Below are 18,424 nucleotides of genomic sequence, written 5' to 3'. Positions count from 1 at the left end.
GGCCGGTTGGTACGCGTCTAGAATCTCTGTCAGCTCCCGCCCCTGCTTCCTGTTCCCATACCCACTGTTCTCCCCAGCTGTCGGTGGTTCCCCGGCGAGTCGGCCCGCACGGCCACTGCCCCGCAGCTTCTGAACTGGGCAGACGCTGGAGAATGGAGAAAAAGATGCCTCCGCTTCCCCCCGGATCGCGGCAGCCTGCCTTCCTGCAGACCTTCCACATGCGCAATCCGGTGCGCTACTTCGAGGCCCTGCGGCGGCGCCACGGTCCGGTGTTCCGTATGAAATTGCTCGGCTTCCCGCCCCAAGTCGTGGTCTCGACCGCGGAACTGGCCGCGGACATCTACCGCGTGGACGGCGAGGGCAACCTCACCGGAGCACTGCGCGCGGGGTACGTGCCGTGGCTCGGACAGCATTCGCTGCTCACGAACGACGGCGAGGAATGGTGGCGCCACCGCAAACTGCTCAGCCCCGCCCTGCACGGCCGGTCCATCGCGAGCTACCCCGAACTGATCGCCGAGATCACCGCGGACGACGTCAAGACGTGGCCGCTCGGCAAGCCGTTCGCACTGCGCGAGCACATGCAGGCCATCACGCTGGAGGTCATCCTGCGGCTGGTCTTCGGAGTCGGCGACACCGAGCAGGCGAGCCGGCTGCGGACCGCGCTCATGGACCTGTCCCAGGCCAGCGGCTCCCCGGCGCTGTTCCTGACACCCGCACCACTGCGCAAATGGGCACAGACGTCGCCGCTGGCGATGCGCCTGTCCTTCCTGCCGACGACCCGCGCCGCCCAGGCCTCCCAGGCGGTGGACGACATCGTGTTCGCCGAGATCGCCAGGCGCCGGGACGAGGAGGACGCCGAAGCCACCGATGTGCTGGCGCGGTTGGTCCGGGCCCGGGACGACCAGGGCCGCCCCCTCAGCGACCAGGAGATCCGCGACGAACTGCTCACCCTGCTGGAAGCCGGTCTGGAGACCACGGCCACCGGCCTGTCGTGGACCTTCGAGCGGCTGATGCGCCACCCGGAGGTCCTCGCCCGGCTCCAGGAGGAGATGGAACAGGGCGACGAGGACGTCTACCTCGACGCGGTCATCAAGGAATCGCTGCGGTCCCGCCCAGTGATCTTCGGCTTGGGCCGCTTGCTGACCAAGCCGTTACGGCTCGGCGGCTACGAGGTGCCCGCCGGCTGGGTGGCCATCCCGATGTTCTCGCTCATCCTCCACGACAGCGCGGTCTATGCGAACCCCAAGGAGTTCCGGCCGGAGCGCTTCCTCGACGAGAACGCCAAAGCGGCACAGAAGTCGTTCCTGCCGTTCGGCGGTGGCCGCCGCTACTGCGTCGGCGCGCAGCTCGCCACGATGGAGATGAAGGTCATCACCCGCGAGATTCTCCGGCTCGTACGGCTGACTCCCGTCGACCCCGCTCCGGAAGCCCAGCGCATGTGGCACGCCACCCTCATTCCGGGCAAGCACGCCGTCGCGGTGGCCCGTGAAAAGCCGTTGGACCGGCAGCTGCCGGCCCAGGAGGCGAAGTGCCCGGTGCACCCGGCCCCCTCGGAACCCGGGCGCTGAATCCCGAAACCGTCGGGAGCGGGCCGGTGTTGCGGAATGATCCTCGTCCGCAGCACCGGCCGCCGGGCGTCAGGGCGCGTTCAAAGCGGCCGGCAGGTCGGCGTGGACGAGCAGCAGCAGATCGGCCCCGGTGATCCGCAGAACCTCGCGGGCCAGCGGATGGCGCGCGCTGACGCGCAGCCGCTTGCCGTCCTCGACGGCGACGGCGTGGGCCGCTTCGAGCACCTCGACACCGGCCCTGGTCAACACCGCCGCGTGCAGGTCGACGACGACCCTGAGCGGTGTGCACCGGCGGATGACGGTGGTGAGGTCACCACGGACGCGGGCGGCGTTGGCGATGTCGACGATCTCGCGGACCGGCACCACGAGACATCCCGCGGCCTGATAGGTCGGCCGTGTCACGATCAGCTCCTGAGCGGACTGCACCTCAGGTGGGCCGACTGTCTGACCGCACCCATCACTTCATCAACACCCACCTGTGTAGCCGACTGATGTCCCGTGCTTGAAGATGGTTTTCGGCCACATCCGGCCTGTCGCTCGGCCATCGTGCGGGCGGTTGGTGGAATGGCGCGGCCGCGGGGCGGCTGGTGGAGCGGCCCGGCCGCCGGCCCCCGTTCGTACCCGGCCTCGCGGCCTGCGGGGGCGGCTGGCGCTCGAATGCACCTGACCCTGTCGCGCGATGACAGGCTCAGCCGACGACGGCATCCGGCGACGGGGCCCGCAAACGGCTTCTGGGGCGGGAGAACTTCCGCGTGAGGGGGGCTTCGACGTAGCGATGGAGCAGATACGCGGCCCCGGCCGACAGGGGGAGCAACACCAGGCAGACGATCCCGGCGAGCCCCAGCACGCCGAATTGCGAGTGATTCCCGATGAGGAATTGAAGAGCCAGCGCGATCATGAAGTAGTGCACGACGTAGAAGGCGAAGGACCGTTCACCGAGATGAACCATCACGCGGGTGCGCAGCCAGGACGGGGCGGAACCGGCGTCCCGTGCCGCGATGGAGGCGACGAGGAGCGCGCACGAGGTGGCATAGATGCTGCCGAACATGAAAGTGCGGGGCAGCGCGGGGGTGACACCGATCGTGACGAACGGCAGCCAGGCCGTGAGCCGAGGACGTAGCGCAATCCAGCGGCCTTCGCGGACGATGCGGGCGAGCAGCATCCCGAGGAAGAATTCGGGAAGACGGCTGGGGGGAAAGACGTAGGAGAGCCAGAACGCATTCTCCGACACGGGCAGCATCGGCAGCGCGTCGGGCCCCTTGATGAACTGGGCGAGAGCCGGAACGGCCAAGCCGACCAGGATGGTGCCGACGGCGCAGGCCCAGAGGCGGTCCGCGGGAATCCTGCGCAGCAGCCGGAGCAGTACGGGGAAGCACAGGTAGAAGAACGCCTCACAGGCCAGGGACCAGGTGACGACGTTCTCGGCGCTGAAGTGGTCGACGCGGGGTATCCAGACGTGCACGAGGAACATCTGGGAGATGGCCGGCCCCGCGTGCGGGGACTGGTCGTACCCCGGCATGGGGGACTGGCCCGAAGCACCGTAGCGGGCGAGGAAGACCATGGTCAGCGCGAAGATCACCAGGTGATTGGGGAAAATCCGCAGATAGCGGCGGCGCCAGAATCCCCACGCGGTGTCGTTCGGCTGAGCGGACCAGGTCAGGACGAAACCGCTGAGCACGAAGAAGAGCGAGACCGCGGCGCAGGCGAACGCCACGGCGATCCCGAGGGAGTTGAGGAGCTTTTTGTCCTGGAGCAGACCGGACGTGTAGACGGCATGGGCGCCGAACACGGTGAGCGCGGCCAGGGCCCGTAATCCGGTGAGCGACTGCAGACGGTTCTGAGCGGGAGCTGCTTTCACAAGTTCGCTTCCTTCGGAGGCTCCTGGGCGGGCCCAGGAGAGCCGGAGAGCCGTGGGGTCCGGGAGGACAATGTGTGCGGCTACAGGAAGTGGGGTGTGGGCTTACGGAGATCCTAGCCATGGAACGGGCGGCCACCGCTTCACGGATTACCGGTCGCTAGGGGAATCCTTAGATGAGGACGCGGACGAGCGGAGGCGAACTCGCCTCGGCGCGGTGGATTTTCACACGTCCCGGACAGCGGGGTATTCGCATGCCCCCGCCAGTTGGTCCACGCCTCCGCCACGGTCCGGCCCGCCGTTGCTCATGCTCGGTGGCGCAACTCCCCTCCCGGCCCCCGACCGGCGGAACGAGCTGACGGTCCACGAAGAGACCGAGCGACGCGACGAGACTGACGACAGACGCGAAGACCCGCACGCGCGCGGCCCGCCCCGTTGCTCAGCACGTAAACACTGCCGTTCGTGCCGAGGACCCGCGCGGCCCGCCCCCGCCTGACCCTGAGCACAGGTCAGGCGAGAGCGGGGCGCCCCTCCAGGACTGCGGCACGAGGGGCGCACCTTCCGGACAGGAAGGGTTCCGACGCCAGAGGCGCCTGCTGACCCATTGGCGGGAGCCGGGCGTGCGATTGCAAGGAGAACCCGGAACTTTGCCCCCTACGGGCGTGCAATAGGGCCTCACCGCGGCCCGATCGGGGGCGGAGCGGTACGGTACCCCGCCCTCGCGGCCCGGCCATTGTTCCGCGATCCGCTGATCACGTGGCGTGATCACTTGGTTCCATTCCATTCTGGCGTCCGGCTCCTCCGTGACGCGTCGGCACCGCCGAGAGGAGCTGCCCGGACACATGCCAGTGGAAAGGTGCCCGATGTCCAGAAAGCAACCTCTTGCTGTGATCGCGCTGATGACCGTTTTCACCTGGAGCGTGGTGATGGTCGTGATCGGACAGGTCGCGGCGATCAGCGCTCTCATACCGTCCCTCGTCCTCGGCACCCAACAGGCCGTCAAAGCCCTGAACAGCGCCGACAGCGCCGGCAGTCGACGCGCCGCTGCGCCCGCGCCGGCCGTGGCCCGGGACGAGAAGCGCGTCCGATGACTCCGTACCCCGCCCCGCCCCAGCCGTCCGAAGGCGTTCCCCCCGGCAAGCCCGGACGCAAGCCGGGCCCGATCGCCGACGGCGTCGGCGTCGCCCACCGCGCCTGGCTGGAGCCGCTCCGGGCCAAGTTCACCGCGAGCGGCCTGACCGTCACCGAGCTGAGCGAACGGTCCGGCTGGGCGAAGTCGAAGGTCTCCGAGCTGCTGCGCGGCACCGGCCTCTACCCGCGCTGGGAAATCACCTACAGCCTGCTGCGGGTCCTGGGAATTCCCGCCTGGCCGGTACGGCGGCTGTGGATGGCCGCGGCGCGTGAGGCGCACAAGAAGGACGACTGGATCGACGGATGCCTGCAAAAGGCGGCACTCACCACGGGCCCTTCCGACCCGCCCCTGGACCACCGGGCCTTCGAAGAACTCAACCGGCCCGCCTACCTCGCCTATGCCCAGGCCTTCCTGACCAGCGACGACGAGGCACACGAGGTGGTCACCGAAACGTTCGACATTCTGTGGCTACGGTGGCAGGAGGCCCTGAACAGCCCGGACGTCATGCGGTTCGCCTGGAACGTGCTGCGGCACGGCGTGATGACCCGCGCCCGCCACCTCGACGGCTGCCCCGACCTGACCACGGCCGCCTTCAACACGGTCGTCCTGAGCGAGATGGCCTGCCGCGAAGCCCGGTTCATCCAGGTCGAGGAGTCCATGGCCCTGTTCCAGGCCATGGGCCGACTGCCGGCCCAGCAACTCGACGTCATGATCCTCAAGCACCTGCGCGGCATGGACTTCACCGCCGTGGCCGACGTGCTGGGCATCCCCCTCGCCTCGGTGCGCTTCGCCGACCGGTACGCACAGCAGCATCTGACCTCCGTTCTCTGCCCCAAGAACGCCCCAGGAGGCACGACCGCATGACTTCGATCGAACAACTCCTCGCCCGTGCCCTGCTCCTCGACACCCCGACCGTGCCCCGCGACATCGTGCCCCGGAAGGACCCCGGCGCGGCCTTCCTGCCGGAGGCCGCGGAAACCCGGGTCGCGCCGGATGTCCACAGCCGTAACGGGGCGGACCGGATGGCGGCCCGGGACCTGCGGACCCTGTGCGAGACGGTGCTGGCCCACACCACGACCGCTTGCCTGCAAGGGTTCGTCACCGATCACCTGCCGGAACCCCCGGGAGCCCGGGTGCTGGGCTGCATTCTCCAGCTGACGGACGACGAGGACAGCGCTCGCGCCTGGTGGCAGTACGCCGCCGGCGCCGGGGACGACACCGCTTCGTACTGCCTCTACCTCCAGCACCTGACACTCGGCGACACCGAAGCGGCCGCCTGGTGGCGCCGGCAGACCCCGCTCGGCGCCCGTCCCGCTCCGGAAGCCGTCTCACACCTTCCCGGCAGCCCCGAACCGATCAGAAACCTGGACGCCAGCTTCCCGACCGTACTGCGGGTGCTGACCCGCCTCGCCCGTGCCGACCGGCCGAGGACCGAGGCCGTCGACGCCGTCATGCACTACGTCCCCGGCGCCGTCGCCCTCGGCTACATCGACAACCCGGACTTCGAACTCCCCCTGCCCAGCGACTTCGCCGACCACATCACCATCCTCCTGGCCGTCACCTCGGCTGCCACGGCCTGGCTGGAGACACGGCCACGACGCGGCGAGCCACGGCTTCCCGGCCGCACCGTCACCCGCGCGAGGCGCTGCACTTCCGGGCCGTCGACCCGTGGCCACCGGTGAGGGGAACCCACTGCTCCCCGGACACCACCGGGGAGCGAAAACCAGGTCGAGGGGGAGGGGCCTGCGAGAAGATCAGGCTCCGGGCGCGATCGGGCCGATGAGGGTGCCATCGGCCACCTTGAGACTGCCCTCGGCGAAGGACGTGCCGGGGATCTCCCCGTCCGGTGCCTGGAGCGTGAACGACACCTCGTCGGCGGGGGTGGCGCGGCTGCTGCCGCGCACCAGGATGTCGTAGTGCACAGGGTGCCCCGGCCCGAAGGTCACCACGGTCTTCTGGTCACCGTAGGCGTCGGTGGTGGCTGCGACCTGCGATCCGTGGTGCGAGAACCGGACGTCGGTGGGCGAACCGGCCAGCTCGCACGACTCGTACCCGCGCGGTGCGGTCAGGGTCACGCGGTAGTGCAGGTGCCCGGTGTTGCCGGGCACTTGAGCGACCTTCGCGATGTGGTTGGCCGGACGGCAGGCGGAAGGGGCGGCGCTACCGGCCGTTGCCGGTGCGGCCTGCGCGACTCCCGCGCCGGCGGCGCCCGCGAGCGCAACGGCGGCGAGAGTGGTGGCCATCGTCCGGTGGGTACGCATCATGATCGTTCCTTGCTCTGTTTCAAGGTCACTTGGTCGACACGATCTCTGCCCGCCACTGCCACGAAGAATGTCGGTTCGTCCGACTACGGCCGAAACCGGCACCTGGCCACGTCGTCCCGCCTCCGCGCGCCGCCCGGGGCGCGGTAAGGCATCACGCGCGGGACATTGAGATCCCGCAGTCCCGCAGTCCGGGAGGCGGCAGACGCAGTCGGCGCTCCCTCGGCCCCGTTCGGGCGAATTTCGGACATCGGGCCACCGCGGTACCCGGTCGGTCGTCGGACTCGCCCACCGGTTCATCTGGTCCATCCGGTCTATCCGGTCCATGCATGCACGTCGATCAATACACGAATATCATTACGTGCACAGGGGTGCGCGAATCAGCGATCGGTAGGATCGGCACATGAATGACGTGCCCGAGCCGCACACCGGATGGACGTTCGTGACCAACCACGCCCGGGTGCTGGCCGCCATCGCCGACAACCACCACGCCCGGATCCGTGACATCGCCGCGCACTGCCGGCTGACCGAACGTGCCGTCCAGAAGATCATCGCTGACCTTGAGGGCGACGGCTACCTCTCCCACACCCGGGAGGGGCGCGCCAACACCTACCGGATCGAACCCGGCAAAATCCTGCGGCACCCGGCCGAAGCCGGCCTGACCGTGACCTCGCTGCTCTCCCTGCTCGTCCAGGACGAAGCGGACCGCACCTTGCTCCCCGACGCGCACCGCCGCGACGGCATGGCCTGACGTCAGGCGGCGGGGCGACGCCCATCGTTCAGGGCTGACCGTCACCGCCGGGGTCCGCTTCCCTGCCGAGCTGTTCCCGGCGCCATGGTCTGCCGGGCACGTGCCGCCTCGTTCCCGTTAGGGGGTCGGGGTGTCGGAGAGCCTGTTGGGTCGTTGAGGGGGTGTGGCCGGTTTTGTCCGGCCTGGTCTGATGTGGTCAGTCACAGGCCAATCATCCGGTCCTGGCGAAGGAGGAGCTCGGTGGGAGTGGAGACGTGGGGAATCGGCAGCGGGGCGGTTCGGGCAGGTGCGCGGGCCGCGGTGCTGAGTGCGGTGGCCGGGGTGGCGTTGCTCCCTGCCGGTGCGGCTCAGGCGAACGTCATCGGAATCGGTAACGCGGCGTTCGGTAACACGTGTGCAGGCCAGGACGGTACGCGTGCGGCGGGCTCCATGGTGGCCGGCACCGGAGTGGCCGCGGCCAACGAGGCCGGACTGCCGTTGGACCTGCCGCGTAACGAGTGCGGCAACAGCGGCATCGTCTGCGTCGCCCTGTTCAGGGCCGCGGTCTAAAAGGATCGTCGAGCGGCGGGGCGTGGGCGCGATGGTGGATGTGCCGGTGGGAGACCGGGCGGTGACGGAGCTGCTGTCCCTGAGCGGGCGGGCGCTGCCCCTGCTGCGCGAGTGGGTGGTGTCGGACCCCGGCTGTGGGGTGGCGCGGGCGCTGTGGACGCTGGCGACCGGCGACCGCCTGGACGACAACGCGCTCAAAGAGCAGCTGGCGATTGCCCACCGCGACGCGCGGGCCGTCGGCGAGCGGGAGGCGAGCCTGGTCCACGGCGTGTTCCTGCATACGCATCGGCAGTACCGGATGACGGCGGATCACCTTGTGGCGCACTTCGCCCGATGGCCGACCGATGAGCAGGCCGGGCTCATGCTGGACGCCTTCTCCTCCTGCGAGGACATCACCTACCGTGCTCACGGCGAGGCTCTGGTGGAACGGCAGGCCGCGCTGGCCGGACCGGAAAACTGGCCCTGGACAAGCTGGCTGGCCGCGACCAGGGCGGAGCAGGGCCGGGCCCGCCAGGCACACGCCCTGGCAGAGCAGGCACTGGCCCTGCACCCACGCTCCGGGGTGGCCGCGCATGCCCTCGCCCACGCCGAACACGAGCTGGGCTCCGGGCACGCCGGTGTCGAGTTCCTCGACCAATGGCTCGCGGTGGACCCGCAGTCGCTTCAGGTACGGCACCTGAGCTGGCATGCCGCCCTGCAGTCGATCGCCTGCGGCGACTTCACCGACGCGCGCAGGCGCGCGGACGAGGCGCTGCCGCGGGCCGACGTCGGCATGCGGGCCGCGACGAACTGGCGTCTCCTGCTCGTCGGACAGGCACCGGCCAACAGGAGCGACCCGCAGCACGTACGGGAACTGCTCGCCGCACCGGGCGGCACGGCAGAGATCTTCCACACCTTCAACCTCGCCCTGGCCCTGGCGGTGGAGGCCTCCACCGAAGACCTCGAAGCCCTGGCCCGCCGCGCCGCCGCCGACGAACGCCCCGACTTCCGCGAAGTCCTGGCCCCCGTGGTCCGGGCCCTGGCCCAGATCACCGCCGGCCGCCCCGGGGCAGCGGTCGACCTGCTGACCGGCCTGGGCGGGCAAGTGCAGCGGATCGGCGGAGTACGGGTCGAGCGAGAGATCATCCAGGACACCCTTGCCAGAGCCCTCGTCGACACCGGCGACCACACCCGCGCCGCCGACCTGCTGCACCACCGCACCACCACCCGCCACCACCACACCTACGAGGACCTGCTCCTCACGGAGACCGCCCGGACCGCGGATGCGACCATCGCGGACGCGATCACCGGTGTCACTGGTGTCACCGGTGTCACCGGCGTCACCGGTTGACTCTCCGCTCGCGCGGAGTGCATCCGAACTCGTCGCGCGGCCTGCGGCGAAGAGGTGGTATTCGACGGGCGGACACAGGACACTGGTGGCGACGGGTCCGGTCGTACGGAGGGGGCTGTGGTGGAACATCGGCAGGAGCAGAACGGTCAGGTCGGCGGGGAGCATGCGAGTCCGGGGGACCCGGGCAGCCCGATGCCGAAGGACGACACGCCGCCGCAGGCCGAGGACGACGAGTAGCGCGGCCTGGAGCCGGGACGGTGGACGCGGTGTCGTTGCGGCAGGCGTGTGCGGCCGCGATCGACGGGTACGACGGCGGGTACTTCCACGGGTGTGACTGGCTGCGCGCGGCATTCATGGAGGTGCCGCGGGAGCATTTCGTACCCGACCGGGTGTGGTGGCCCAACCCGCAGGACGGGCACTACCCGCTGCTGGACCGCACCGAACGGCCGCGCCAGTGGCTCAAGGCCGTCTACCGCCCGCTGGCCGCGCTGATCACCCAGATAGACGACGGCCGGGTACGGCCCGAGGACGGGCCCGCCACCGGCGGGAGCTTCACCAGTTCCATCTCCTGCAGTGCCGTCATCGTCGACATGCTGCACCACCTCGGCCCGCAGCCGTACGAGAAGGTCCTGGAGATCGGCACGGGCAGCGGCTACACCACCGCGCTGCTCGCCCACCGCGTCGGCGCCGGCAACGTCGTCACCATGGAGATCGACGACGGCCTGGCCGAGCGGGCCGCCGGCAACCTCACCGCACTCGACCTCACCCCGCGCACCGTCGTCGGGGACGGCGAAGCCGGTTACGCCGCGGCCGCGCCGTACGACCGGATCCTGTCCACGGCCGCCGTCCGTGACATCCCCGCCGCCTGGCCGAAGCAGGTGCGCCCCGGCGGAGTCATCGTCACCCCGCTCGACACCCCCTACGCCACCGACGCCCTGCTCAAACTCGTCTGCGACGGGCACGGCAACGCCACCGGCCACCTCATCAAAGCCGTCTCCTTCATGAAGACCCGTGCCCAACGCCCCCGCCGTTCGTACGAAGACCTCGGCTGGCCCGGATGGACCGACCACCACGTCACCATCGGCCCCGACGGCCAGCACATCCGCACCACATGACCCACACCCCATGACTCGCACCCCATGACCCGTACCGTCAGGTGATGCCCCCGCCGGGCGGACGACGCGACGCCCGTTCGTAACGGTGACGAGCCATGCCGCGCCGCCGCGCTCCCTCAGCTGATGGTGACGACACGCGCCCAGGGCGGCGGCGTGTCCGGAACGTAGTCGGGGTCCTCCTCGTCCGCGGCGCGGACGGGGCGGGGGAAGAGACCGACGACCGTGCGGCAGGGCGGTGGTGCGGAGGGCCACGGCGTCTGTCCGTCCGTCAGCGCGACGATCACGTTCGGGCGAGGTCGGGAGCGGAGCGCCCGCGCGAAACCGGAGCGCAGATCCGTTCCCCCGCCGCCGATCAGTTCGATGTTCTCGGCGTGGCAGAGCGGGACGGCGACTCCGGCCGCCGCGTCACAGGAGATCACCGAGACCAGATCGCGCTGCCTGCCCACCGCACGGGAGATCGCCGCCACTTCCAGCAGTGCGCTGCCCAGCTCGGCGTCGCTCACCGACCCGGAGGTGTCGATCACGACGCAGACTCGCGGCGGTGTACGGCGCAGGCTCGGCAGCAGCACCCCGGGGAGACCGGCCGAGCGCCGGGACGGCCGCCGGTAGCTGTGGTCCTCGCCCACCCCCGGCGCGGACGCCGCCGAGCGGACCGCCGCTCCCAGCAACTGCCGCCACGGCTGCGGCGGATGGAACGCCTCGTCCGCCCACCGGCGCCACCCCTGCGACGCGTTGCCGGGCCGGCCCTTGATCCCTTCCGCGACGCGGAAGCGGACCGCGTCCCGCTGCTGCCTGCTGAGCCCATGAGCCCCGTCGGGTCCCAGCTCCCACGGCCGGGCCTGCCCGTCCGCACCGCTGCCGCAGTCCAGCCAGGCCAGGTCGGCGGTGAGCCCGGACATCGACGCCGTCCGGAGATACTCCTCCATCAGCAGCCCGTCGGGCAGTTGCAGCAGCGACGGCAGAACGGCTCCTGCAGGATGGGGCAGACCATCACCGTAGATATCATCGTTGATCTCGAAATCAGCGGCAATGTTCCGCCGCAGCCTCCCCCAGCGATCGGCCCGGTCCTCCGGGGAGGTTCCCCTCCCGTCGCGCTCGCCCGGACCGCGCTCCTCGTGCTCCCGCGCATACCGCTCGCCCCGCCCGTGGTGGTCCCGGAGCAGGTGGGAAACCTCGTGCACCCAGATCCCCGCCAGTTCCTCCACCGGGGTCTGCGCCACGAAGCCGGGGGAGACGTAGCAGCGCCAGTGCGCGTCCACCGCCATGGTCGGCACCGACGGGTCGTCCACCACGTGCAGTGCGAAGAGCGCGTCCGCAAGGTAGGGCCGGACCTTCACCGCGTGCAGACGGGCGGCCAGCAACTTCTCCATGTCCAGCGGGAGTCCGGGCCGCCCGGCCGGCCCGACCGGCCCGTCGGGACCGGCCGACGGCCTTGGCGCGGTGGCCGGCGTCGGGTGCGGTGGTACGGGCCGGGGCGTCGGGCTCGGCAGTGCAGGCCGAGCCGTCGGACGCGGCGGTGCGGGCTCGGTCACCGGGTGCGCCCCCGGACGTTTCGCCGCCCCCGTCATCGGCATGCCTCCGCCCCGCGCCCGGCGTCGGCCGCCGCCGCAGCCCGCTCCACCGACCGGTCCGCCCGCCGGGCGAGACCGACCACCGCGGCCAGCCGCTCCACAGCCTCGGGCACCTCCCAGTCGTCGCGCCGCAGCGCGGCCAACGTCGCCGCCGGAGCCACCAGCAGGTCAGGGGCGCCGGCCTCCAGCGCCCGGACCAGCACTGCCCAGCCCGCGTCCCACCGCTCACGTACTGGTCGCGCCCCGATTGCGGCTACCACTGCCTCCAGCGCCGCCTGACGCAGATCGCCTCGTACGGGCAGTTCGGCGGAGGCCGGATCGGCCAACAGCGTTTCCGGGTCCGGCAGGTCCATCCGGTCCAGGTGCGCGAGGAGTTCGAGCCCCGGCCCGTCTCCCACCGTGCCCCGCACGAGCAGGGCCAGGACCTCCCGGGATGCGGAGGCAGCCGTACCGAAAGCCAGCAGGGTCAGTGCGGCCTCCCAGCTCCGGGGCGAGGGCCAGGCACCGCCGCGCCGCGTCTCGGTGCTCGGCAGCCGGTGGATCAGCGTAGGCCGGGCTTCCAGGAAGCCGCAGACCGCGCGCCGCGCGAAAGCCACCGCCTCCGGCAGCCTCTCCGGCACCAGCCGGGGCAGCTCGGCCCGGGGCCAGACCCCGCCCAGCCCGCGCACCACCACCTCCCGGTCGTGTACCCAGTGCAGATGCACGAACCGGTTGGCCAGCGGCGGACTCAGCTCCCACCCGTCCGCCGCCGAAGCGCGCGGATTGGCGGCGGCCACGATCCGTACCCCCGGCGGCAGTTGCAGCGCACCCACCCTCCGGTCCAGGACGACCCGGAGCAGCGCGGCCTGAACGGCCGGGGTGGCGGTGGAGAGTTCGTCCAGGAAGAGCAGCCCCCGCCCGGCCCGTACGAGTTCCACGGCCCACTGCGGTGGCGCCATCGGCACCCCCTGTACGGCCGGATCGTCTCCCACGATGGGCAGTCCGGAGAAGTCGGACGGTTCGTGGACGCTGGCTATCACGGTCGTCAGCGGCAGGTCGAGGGACGCGGCGAGCTGTGTCAGGGCCGCGGTCTTGCCGATGCCCGGCTCGCCCCACAGCAGCACGGGCAAGTCGGCCGCGACGGCCAGGGTGAGCGCTTCGAGCTGCTCGTCGGAGCGCGGTTCGGTGGTGGTCGTGCGCAGGCGGGCCAAGAGGTCGGCGGCGACCGCGAGCTGGCCGGGCATGAGGGTGCTGGAAGACATGGGCATCACCAGGGAATGGGTAAGGGAACGGGAGGATCCGTCCCAGATGGTTGTGGGGCCGTGGGGCGGCGTGTGTGCGCTGTGCGCAGTGGGAACAGAGAGGTTGATGGGGCCGCTGGGCAGGCGGCCGGTCAGTCGATCTGGCCGTTACGGGGCCGGGCCCGCCTGCTTCGCTTGAGGCGTGCCGCGGGAGGCGTATGCCGGTCGATCCGGGGACGACGGCCCGCGCCGGCGTGCCCCGTGCCCGCGGCGTTTCCGCCCTCTACCGCACCGGCACTGACCCCCGTGCGGCCGACGACCAGCCCCGAACGGAAGAGCCCCGAGCGGAAGAGTCCGTGGTCGATGCGGCGAGCCGCGGCGGACTCCAGTTCCTCCCGAAGCGGCCCGTCGCGCAGGACCGCACCGGGACCGAGCAGCCCTTCGACCACGGCCAGCGCTCCGGCGACGTCACCGTGGTCGAGCCGCTCCCGGACCGCAGGCAGCGCCTCCGGGGTGCGGTGCACGGTGTCGATCGCCCGCAAGCAGGGCAATGGTGGCCCGCCGAGTGCCACCAGCAGCTCTTCCCGGTGGAGTTGGTCCGGGTCGTGGTCGACCGCAGTCAGTACCCCGTCCCGCAGCGCGATCCGGTGGACCTGCCCTCGGCACTCCACCCGATGCGGATCGCCGGGCTCGGGTACGGGTCCGGACGCCGCCGCCACCCGTCCGAACGCCACCACCGATTCGTACGCGGCCGTCGGCCCGTACGCGGTCGTCGGCCCGTACGCGGCTGTCGGCCCGTACGCCGCCAGTGCTGCGGCGACGAGCGGATGCAACCGCTCGGCTGCGACCAGGCCGGCCCGCAGCAGCTCCAGATCCGGAGGGACCCGGGCCGCCGCCTCCGGCAGCAGAGGAAGCGCCGCGATGTCCTGCGGCGCCGGCGTTTCTCGCAGCGGTCGCAGTGTCGGGGCGTGGCTGTCGTCGGGGGCGACGAGTTCGAGTACGGTGCGGCTCCGCTCACCGAGCCGTACGGCGAAGGCCCCGCGGGGGCGGCCCTCGGCCCGCAACAGCAACTCTGCCTCGGCGGCCCAACGTGCCACCGCCCATGGCGACAGACCGGGTGCACGGGGCGGGCCAGGCGGTGGTGGCGGTGCCACGGCCACTGTCCCGCCCGCACCACACCGCCGCGCCAGTTCGCCGCTCCGACCGGCGTCCCAGAGGTGCCGGTGCAGGTCGAGCCGGAAACGCCGGTCGGGATGAGGATGCGGGTGCGAGCGGTACCCGGGAACTCCGTCCCCTGATTTCTCCCCTTGCCCCTCCCACAGAGCCAGGGACATCCGCTGCCCGGCATCCGTCCAGGCCGGCGGTGTCCGCACCACCAGTTGCAGCGTTGTGGCGCCGGGAGTCCGGTAATGGGCCAGCGAGATGGTGAGGCCGGGCCGGAGCCGCCCGGCGGGGGCGATCCGGGGCATGTGCCATCGGAGCAGATCCGGCGCAAGCCTGCGCAGATCCGCACGGAGGCGGGTGACGAGTTCGATGCCGTGGCGATGGCGCACGGCGCGCAGATCGAGATCAATGTCGATCCGGGCGGCGGCGCAGGCACCGGCCCAGTCTCCGACGACACGCCGTGCGGTCGCGGTCTCGATCATGGACGGTGGCACGGCGTACTCACGTACGCGCTGCCACATCAACAGGCGGGTCGGAATCGTGTTCGCGAAGTGATGTGCCATCAGCACTCACCTTGCGCGGACGATTCCCCCATTCCGTACGAGGAGGAGTTATTCATCCACAACATCATAATCACCACGACGCTGTTTTGTCAGGCCTCTTCCTTCCTGCGCAAACCTGCGCTCCCTGAGCGCTACCTGTGCGAAGAGCACGACACGAGGGCCCGCATCCGTTGATCGGACGCGGGCCCTGGCCGGGGTCGGGTCAGTTGGTGCCCTTGCTCCCGCGACGGCGGACGGCGAAGACCGCCCCGGCGCCGAGCAGCACGGCGGCACCGCTCGCGAGGGCGAGCTGCGGGGTGGCGGACGACGAGCCGGTGCTGGCGAGACTGCCGCCGGCGTCGGCCTGCTTGGCGGAGACGTTGGACATCGCCGGCTTGACGGCAGTGGCGTCCTGCGCCGGCTTTCCGGTCTCGGGGCGGTTCTTGTCGTCGACGGTGGCGGGCTTGGCGTCGTCGACCTTGCCGGGCTTGCTGTCGGCGGCGAGCACCTCGAAGTTGTAGCGCTTCATGGGGCCGGACACGCAGGGGTTGTACTGATCGGAGGCGTCACCGGCGAACAGGGCGTAGCCGGTCTCCGCCGGAGCCCCCTTCTCGATCGTCATCCGCATCTTCACGTCGGTGCGCGCACCGGGCTGCATGGCCTTGACGGTCGCGGTGTGGGAGTTGAGGTGCGAGTCCAGCTCCTTCCATTCGGTGCCGTCGGACCACTGCACCTTCATGAAGTGCTGGAACTGGTTCTTGGCCTCCAGGCGGAAGAAGACCAGCGGCCTCACGTCAAGGGTGCGGTCGGTGCCGTTGGCCACCGTGAACGAGAAGTCGACGGTCTTTCCGGTCACGGCCTTCGAGGGCAGGCCGTTGGCGAGGACGGTCAGGCCCTGCTCGCGTACGCAGTCCGAGGCGCCGGTGACCGCCTTGTCGGCCGCGTTCTTGACCTTGAGGGCCTCGGCCGGAGCGTCCTGGGCCTTGCTGAACTCCTGAACCGCCTTGAGCCGGGCGTCGCCGGCCGCCTTCCAGGCCGCCGCGCGCTCGGCCTCCGCTTCTGTCTTGGCCTGGGCGGCCTTCTCGGCCGTGGCCTCGGCCGCGGCCAGCGCCTTCTGGGCCGCGGCCTTCCCGGCCTCGTCCTCGGCCGCAGCCAGCTTGGCCTTGGCGTCCGCGACGCCCTTGTCCGCGGCCGCCTTGTCGGCGTCGGCAGCCGTCAACGCCTTCTCCGCAGCCGCGATGGCCACCCTGAGCGGGTGGTTCACCGACTCCTGGGCAGCCAGCGTGTCGTCCAGCTTCTGCTGCGAGGCCGCCTTGGCCGCCACTGCGTCCTTGTACGCCTGCTCCGCTTCGGCTGCGGCCTTCTTGAGGTCCGCGTAGCTCGGCTTGTGCTGCTGCACGGCGGGCGTGGTGTCGGCCAGGGCCGCGGAGCCCGCGCTGAGCAGGACTGCGGGAGTGGAGACAGCGACGACGGCGGTCGCGAGAGTACGTCGAAGATTCACTGAGGCCTTTTCCTGGTCAGAGAGAAAGCGATGCGCCACGCCCGCGACAGGGCTCAGGCGGTGGAACCATCGGATGGTATGGCCGCGTTGAGGGGCGACGGTAATGAAAATCCGGCTCGCAGGAGTGGTCTCGCACGTGACACCCGTGGGCAAGTCGGGACAAAGCGCGCAGTTGCTCTACTTACGGCAGGTTTCTCTGTGATCTAACGAACAGCGACTTTCCAGCTTCCTTCCACCCGCTCTGTCCGCCCACCCCTCTGTCCGCTTGTCCACCTGTCCACCTGTCCGCCCGGGTGCCTGGCCGCCCGGCGCGTTCGGCCAACCCCTCATCCCCAGCGGCCTTTCCGAGGAGAACCGACTGCCGTGATCCACCGCTCCGGCCGGCGCCGGACCCACGCGCCCGCAGAACACCAGCAGTTCACCGACCCCACGCCGCAAGAAGCCAAGCGCGGCTCATCGCCTTCGGGGCCGCGCGCCCGAGCCCTCGCCGACCTCCAAGCCGTACGGACGCCACCGAGGCCTGACCCCGCGCTGGGGCCGTCCGCCGCGTGAACCCCGGTGCAGGCGGGCGGCCTTGGGGGCCTTCTTCACAGCGCGCGGTGATACTGGCTCGGCCAGGCCGCCTTGTCGCCGCTCCGGTCGCGCAGGGCGAGGTACGGGTCGCGGAGCAGAGCGCGTCCCATCAGCGCCGCGTCCGCCCGGCCGTCGGCCACGAGCTCGCCGACCTGTGACAGGTCGCCGATCGGTCCGACCGGGGCGACCGCGAGTCCCGAGGCCTTCTTGAGCGTGTCCGCGAACTCGACGTGGACCCCGTCTCGCACGGGCGGGCGGGCCTCCCGGTTTCGCACCACCCCACCGGACGAGACGTCCAGGAGGTCGATGCCCACGGCCGCCAGTTCCTTGGCGAACGTCGCTGCCTCGTCGACGGAGACACCACCGGAGACCCAGTCCGTGGCGGTGATACGGACGAAGACGGGCTTCTCCGCCGGGAAGGCTTCACGGACGGCGCGAGCCACGCGTAGCGGAAGGCGCATCCGGTTCTGCAGGCTCCCGCCGTACTCGTCCGTCCGGTGGTTGGACAGGGGGGAGAGGAACTGGTGCACGATGTATCCGTGCGCGGCGTGGATCTCGACAGCCTCGTACCCCGCCAGGTGGGACAGTCGGGCCGCCTGGGCGTACGCCTCGACGACCTCGTCGATGTCGGCCTGGTCGGCTTCCCGGGGAACGTTCAAGTTGCCGAACCGAATCGCCGAGGGCCCGATCGTCTCCCAGCCGCCGTCGGCCACGCTCACCGGGCCGTTCTGCCCGTCGCCTTCCCAGGGCACCTGGTGTGACCCCTTCCTGCCCGCAGCCAGCAGCTGGATCGCGGGGACCGCGCCGCGTCCGGCGATGAACGAGGTCAGGCGCCGGTGCGCAGCGACCTGCTCTTCGTTCCATATCCCGAGGTCGGCCGACGTGGTCCGGTGTGATGCCCCCACGGCCGTGGCCTCGACCATGACCAGACCCACGCCGCCGATGGCTCGTGCGCCGTAGTGCACGAGGTGCCAGTCGGTCGGTTTCCCGTCCGGCCCGGCGGAGTACTGGGCCATCGGGGACATCCATACACGGTTGGGAACCGTGAGCTCTCGCAGTTGCAGCGGCCGCATTTCGGGTCCCGCGAACTCTCGGCTGGACACAGCTGAACTCACTTCCTGAGGCGTGCGCGCCTCGCAGTGATCGTTGCGTTTACAGTCCCCAACGTACCACAAGCGCATTGATCACTGCGTTAAAAAAGCAGCGTTCGATGCGATACTGGATGGGTGCCCGCTACGGGCGCTCGCGCCGCAGCCCGCGAACTGGCTTCCGCGTGCGGTCGGCCCGCTGGC

16 protein-coding genes are annotated in these 18,424 nt (G+C 70.7%); 8 read left to right on the top strand and 8 right to left on the bottom strand.

The genetic code is table 11. The features are described from left to right. Nucleotides 1-164: 164 nt before the first annotated feature. Nucleotides 165-1,568, top strand: a complete 1,404-nt coding sequence (locus A6A06_RS10745; protein WP_073760986.1) for a cytochrome P450 — start codon at nt 165-167, stop codon at nt 1,566-1,568. 69 nt (nt 1,569-1,637) lie between these two features. Here the strand turns inward: A6A06_RS10745 and A6A06_RS10740 are convergent, their stop codons facing one another. Both A6A06_RS10740 and A6A06_RS10735 read right to left on the bottom strand, forming a co-directional pair. Beyond that, nucleotides 1,638-1,970: an STAS domain-containing protein gene (locus tag A6A06_RS10740; protein ID WP_199930807.1), complete on the bottom strand. Its 333-nt coding sequence runs from the start codon at nt 1,968-1,970 to the stop codon at nt 1,638-1,640. Nucleotides 1,971-2,256: 286 nt separating this feature from the next. Continuing rightward, nucleotides 2,257-3,426, bottom strand: coding sequence for an acyltransferase family protein (locus A6A06_RS10735; RefSeq protein WP_073760984.1), 1,170 nt, complete (start codon nt 3,424-3,426; stop codon nt 2,257-2,259). Nucleotides 3,427-4,310: 884 nt separating this feature from the next. Here A6A06_RS10735 and A6A06_RS10730 point away from each other — a divergent pair. From A6A06_RS10730 to A6A06_RS10720, 3 genes are read left to right on the top strand one after another with little or no spacing between them, the layout of a single operon-like run. Then, complete coding sequence (locus A6A06_RS10730) at nt 4,311-4,514, top strand: hypothetical protein (RefSeq protein WP_242440675.1); 204 nt, start codon at nt 4,311-4,313, stop codon at nt 4,512-4,514. Further along, entirely contained in the window at nt 4,511-5,419 is a 909-nt protein-coding gene (locus A6A06_RS10725; protein WP_073760982.1) for an RNA polymerase subunit sigma, read from the top strand. Before A6A06_RS10730 ends, A6A06_RS10725 begins: the two co-directional genes overlap by 4 nt. Beyond that, on the top strand, nt 5,416-6,237 hold the full coding sequence (locus A6A06_RS10720) for a hypothetical protein (protein ID WP_073760981.1): 822 nt from the start codon (nt 5,416-5,418) through the stop codon (nt 6,235-6,237). Before A6A06_RS10725 ends, A6A06_RS10720 begins: the two co-directional genes overlap by 4 nt. Before the next feature lie 72 nt (nt 6,238-6,309). Here A6A06_RS10720 and A6A06_RS10715 read toward each other — a convergent pair whose 3' ends face one another. Beyond that, nucleotides 6,310-6,819: a hypothetical protein gene (locus tag A6A06_RS10715; RefSeq protein WP_073760980.1), complete on the bottom strand. Its 510-nt coding sequence runs from the start codon at nt 6,817-6,819 to the stop codon at nt 6,310-6,312. A 400-nt stretch (nt 6,820-7,219) separates the two neighbouring features. Here A6A06_RS10715 and A6A06_RS10710 point away from each other — a divergent pair, with 400 nt between their 5' ends. The 4 genes from A6A06_RS10710 (at nt 7,220) to A6A06_RS10695 (ending at nt 10,561) form a co-directional block, all read left to right on the top strand. Beyond that, a complete protein-coding gene (locus A6A06_RS10710) occupies nt 7,220-7,567 on the top strand; it encodes a MarR family transcriptional regulator (RefSeq protein ID WP_073760979.1) in 348 nt (115 codons plus the stop codon). Nucleotides 7,568-7,807: 240 nt separating this feature from the next. Next, on the top strand, nt 7,808-8,116 hold the full coding sequence (locus A6A06_RS41565) for a chaplin family protein (protein ID WP_242440674.1): 309 nt from the start codon (nt 7,808-7,810) through the stop codon (nt 8,114-8,116). Between the two features lie 61 nt (nt 8,117-8,177). After that, nucleotides 8,178-9,446, top strand: a complete 1,269-nt coding sequence (locus A6A06_RS10700; RefSeq protein ID WP_242440673.1) for a hypothetical protein — start codon at nt 8,178-8,180, stop codon at nt 9,444-9,446. Nucleotides 9,447-9,712: 266 nt separating this feature from the next. After that, complete coding sequence (locus A6A06_RS10695; protein WP_242440672.1) at nt 9,713-10,561, top strand: methyltransferase domain-containing protein; 849 nt, start codon at nt 9,713-9,715, stop codon at nt 10,559-10,561. Between the two features lie 116 nt (nt 10,562-10,677). Here the strand turns inward: A6A06_RS10695 and A6A06_RS10690 are convergent, their stop codons facing one another. The 5 genes from A6A06_RS10690 to A6A06_RS10670 form a co-directional block, all read right to left on the bottom strand. Further along, entirely contained in the window at nt 10,678-11,931 is a 1,254-nt protein-coding gene (locus tag A6A06_RS10690) for a vWA domain-containing protein (protein ID WP_073760977.1), read from the bottom strand. Nucleotides 11,932-12,125: 194 nt separating this feature from the next. After that, nucleotides 12,126-13,373, bottom strand: a complete 1,248-nt coding sequence (locus tag A6A06_RS10685; RefSeq protein ID WP_073761011.1) for an AAA family ATPase — start codon at nt 13,371-13,373, stop codon at nt 12,126-12,128. Between the two features lie 131 nt (nt 13,374-13,504). Continuing rightward, nucleotides 13,505-15,079: a hypothetical protein gene (locus A6A06_RS10680; protein ID WP_073760976.1), complete on the bottom strand. Its 1,575-nt coding sequence runs from the start codon at nt 15,077-15,079 to the stop codon at nt 13,505-13,507. A gap of 202 nt (nt 15,080-15,281) precedes the next feature. Continuing rightward, nucleotides 15,282-16,559 carry an LAETG motif-containing sortase-dependent surface protein gene (locus tag A6A06_RS10675; protein ID WP_073760975.1) on the bottom strand — a complete coding sequence of 426 codons (1,278 nt, stop codon included), beginning with the start codon at nt 16,557-16,559 and terminating at the stop codon, nt 15,282-15,284. Nucleotides 16,560-17,146: 587 nt separating this feature from the next. Beyond that, a complete protein-coding gene (locus A6A06_RS10670) occupies nt 17,147-18,205 on the bottom strand; it encodes an NADH:flavin oxidoreductase/NADH oxidase (protein WP_073760974.1) in 1,059 nt (352 codons plus the stop codon). Nucleotides 18,206-18,424 lie beyond the last annotated feature (219 nt).

This window comes from Streptomyces sp. CB02923 (assembly GCF_001905005.1).
Taxonomy (GTDB): domain Bacteria; phylum Actinomycetota; class Actinomycetes; order Streptomycetales; family Streptomycetaceae; genus Streptomyces.
This window is presented reverse-complemented; position numbering and strand designations above follow the sequence as displayed.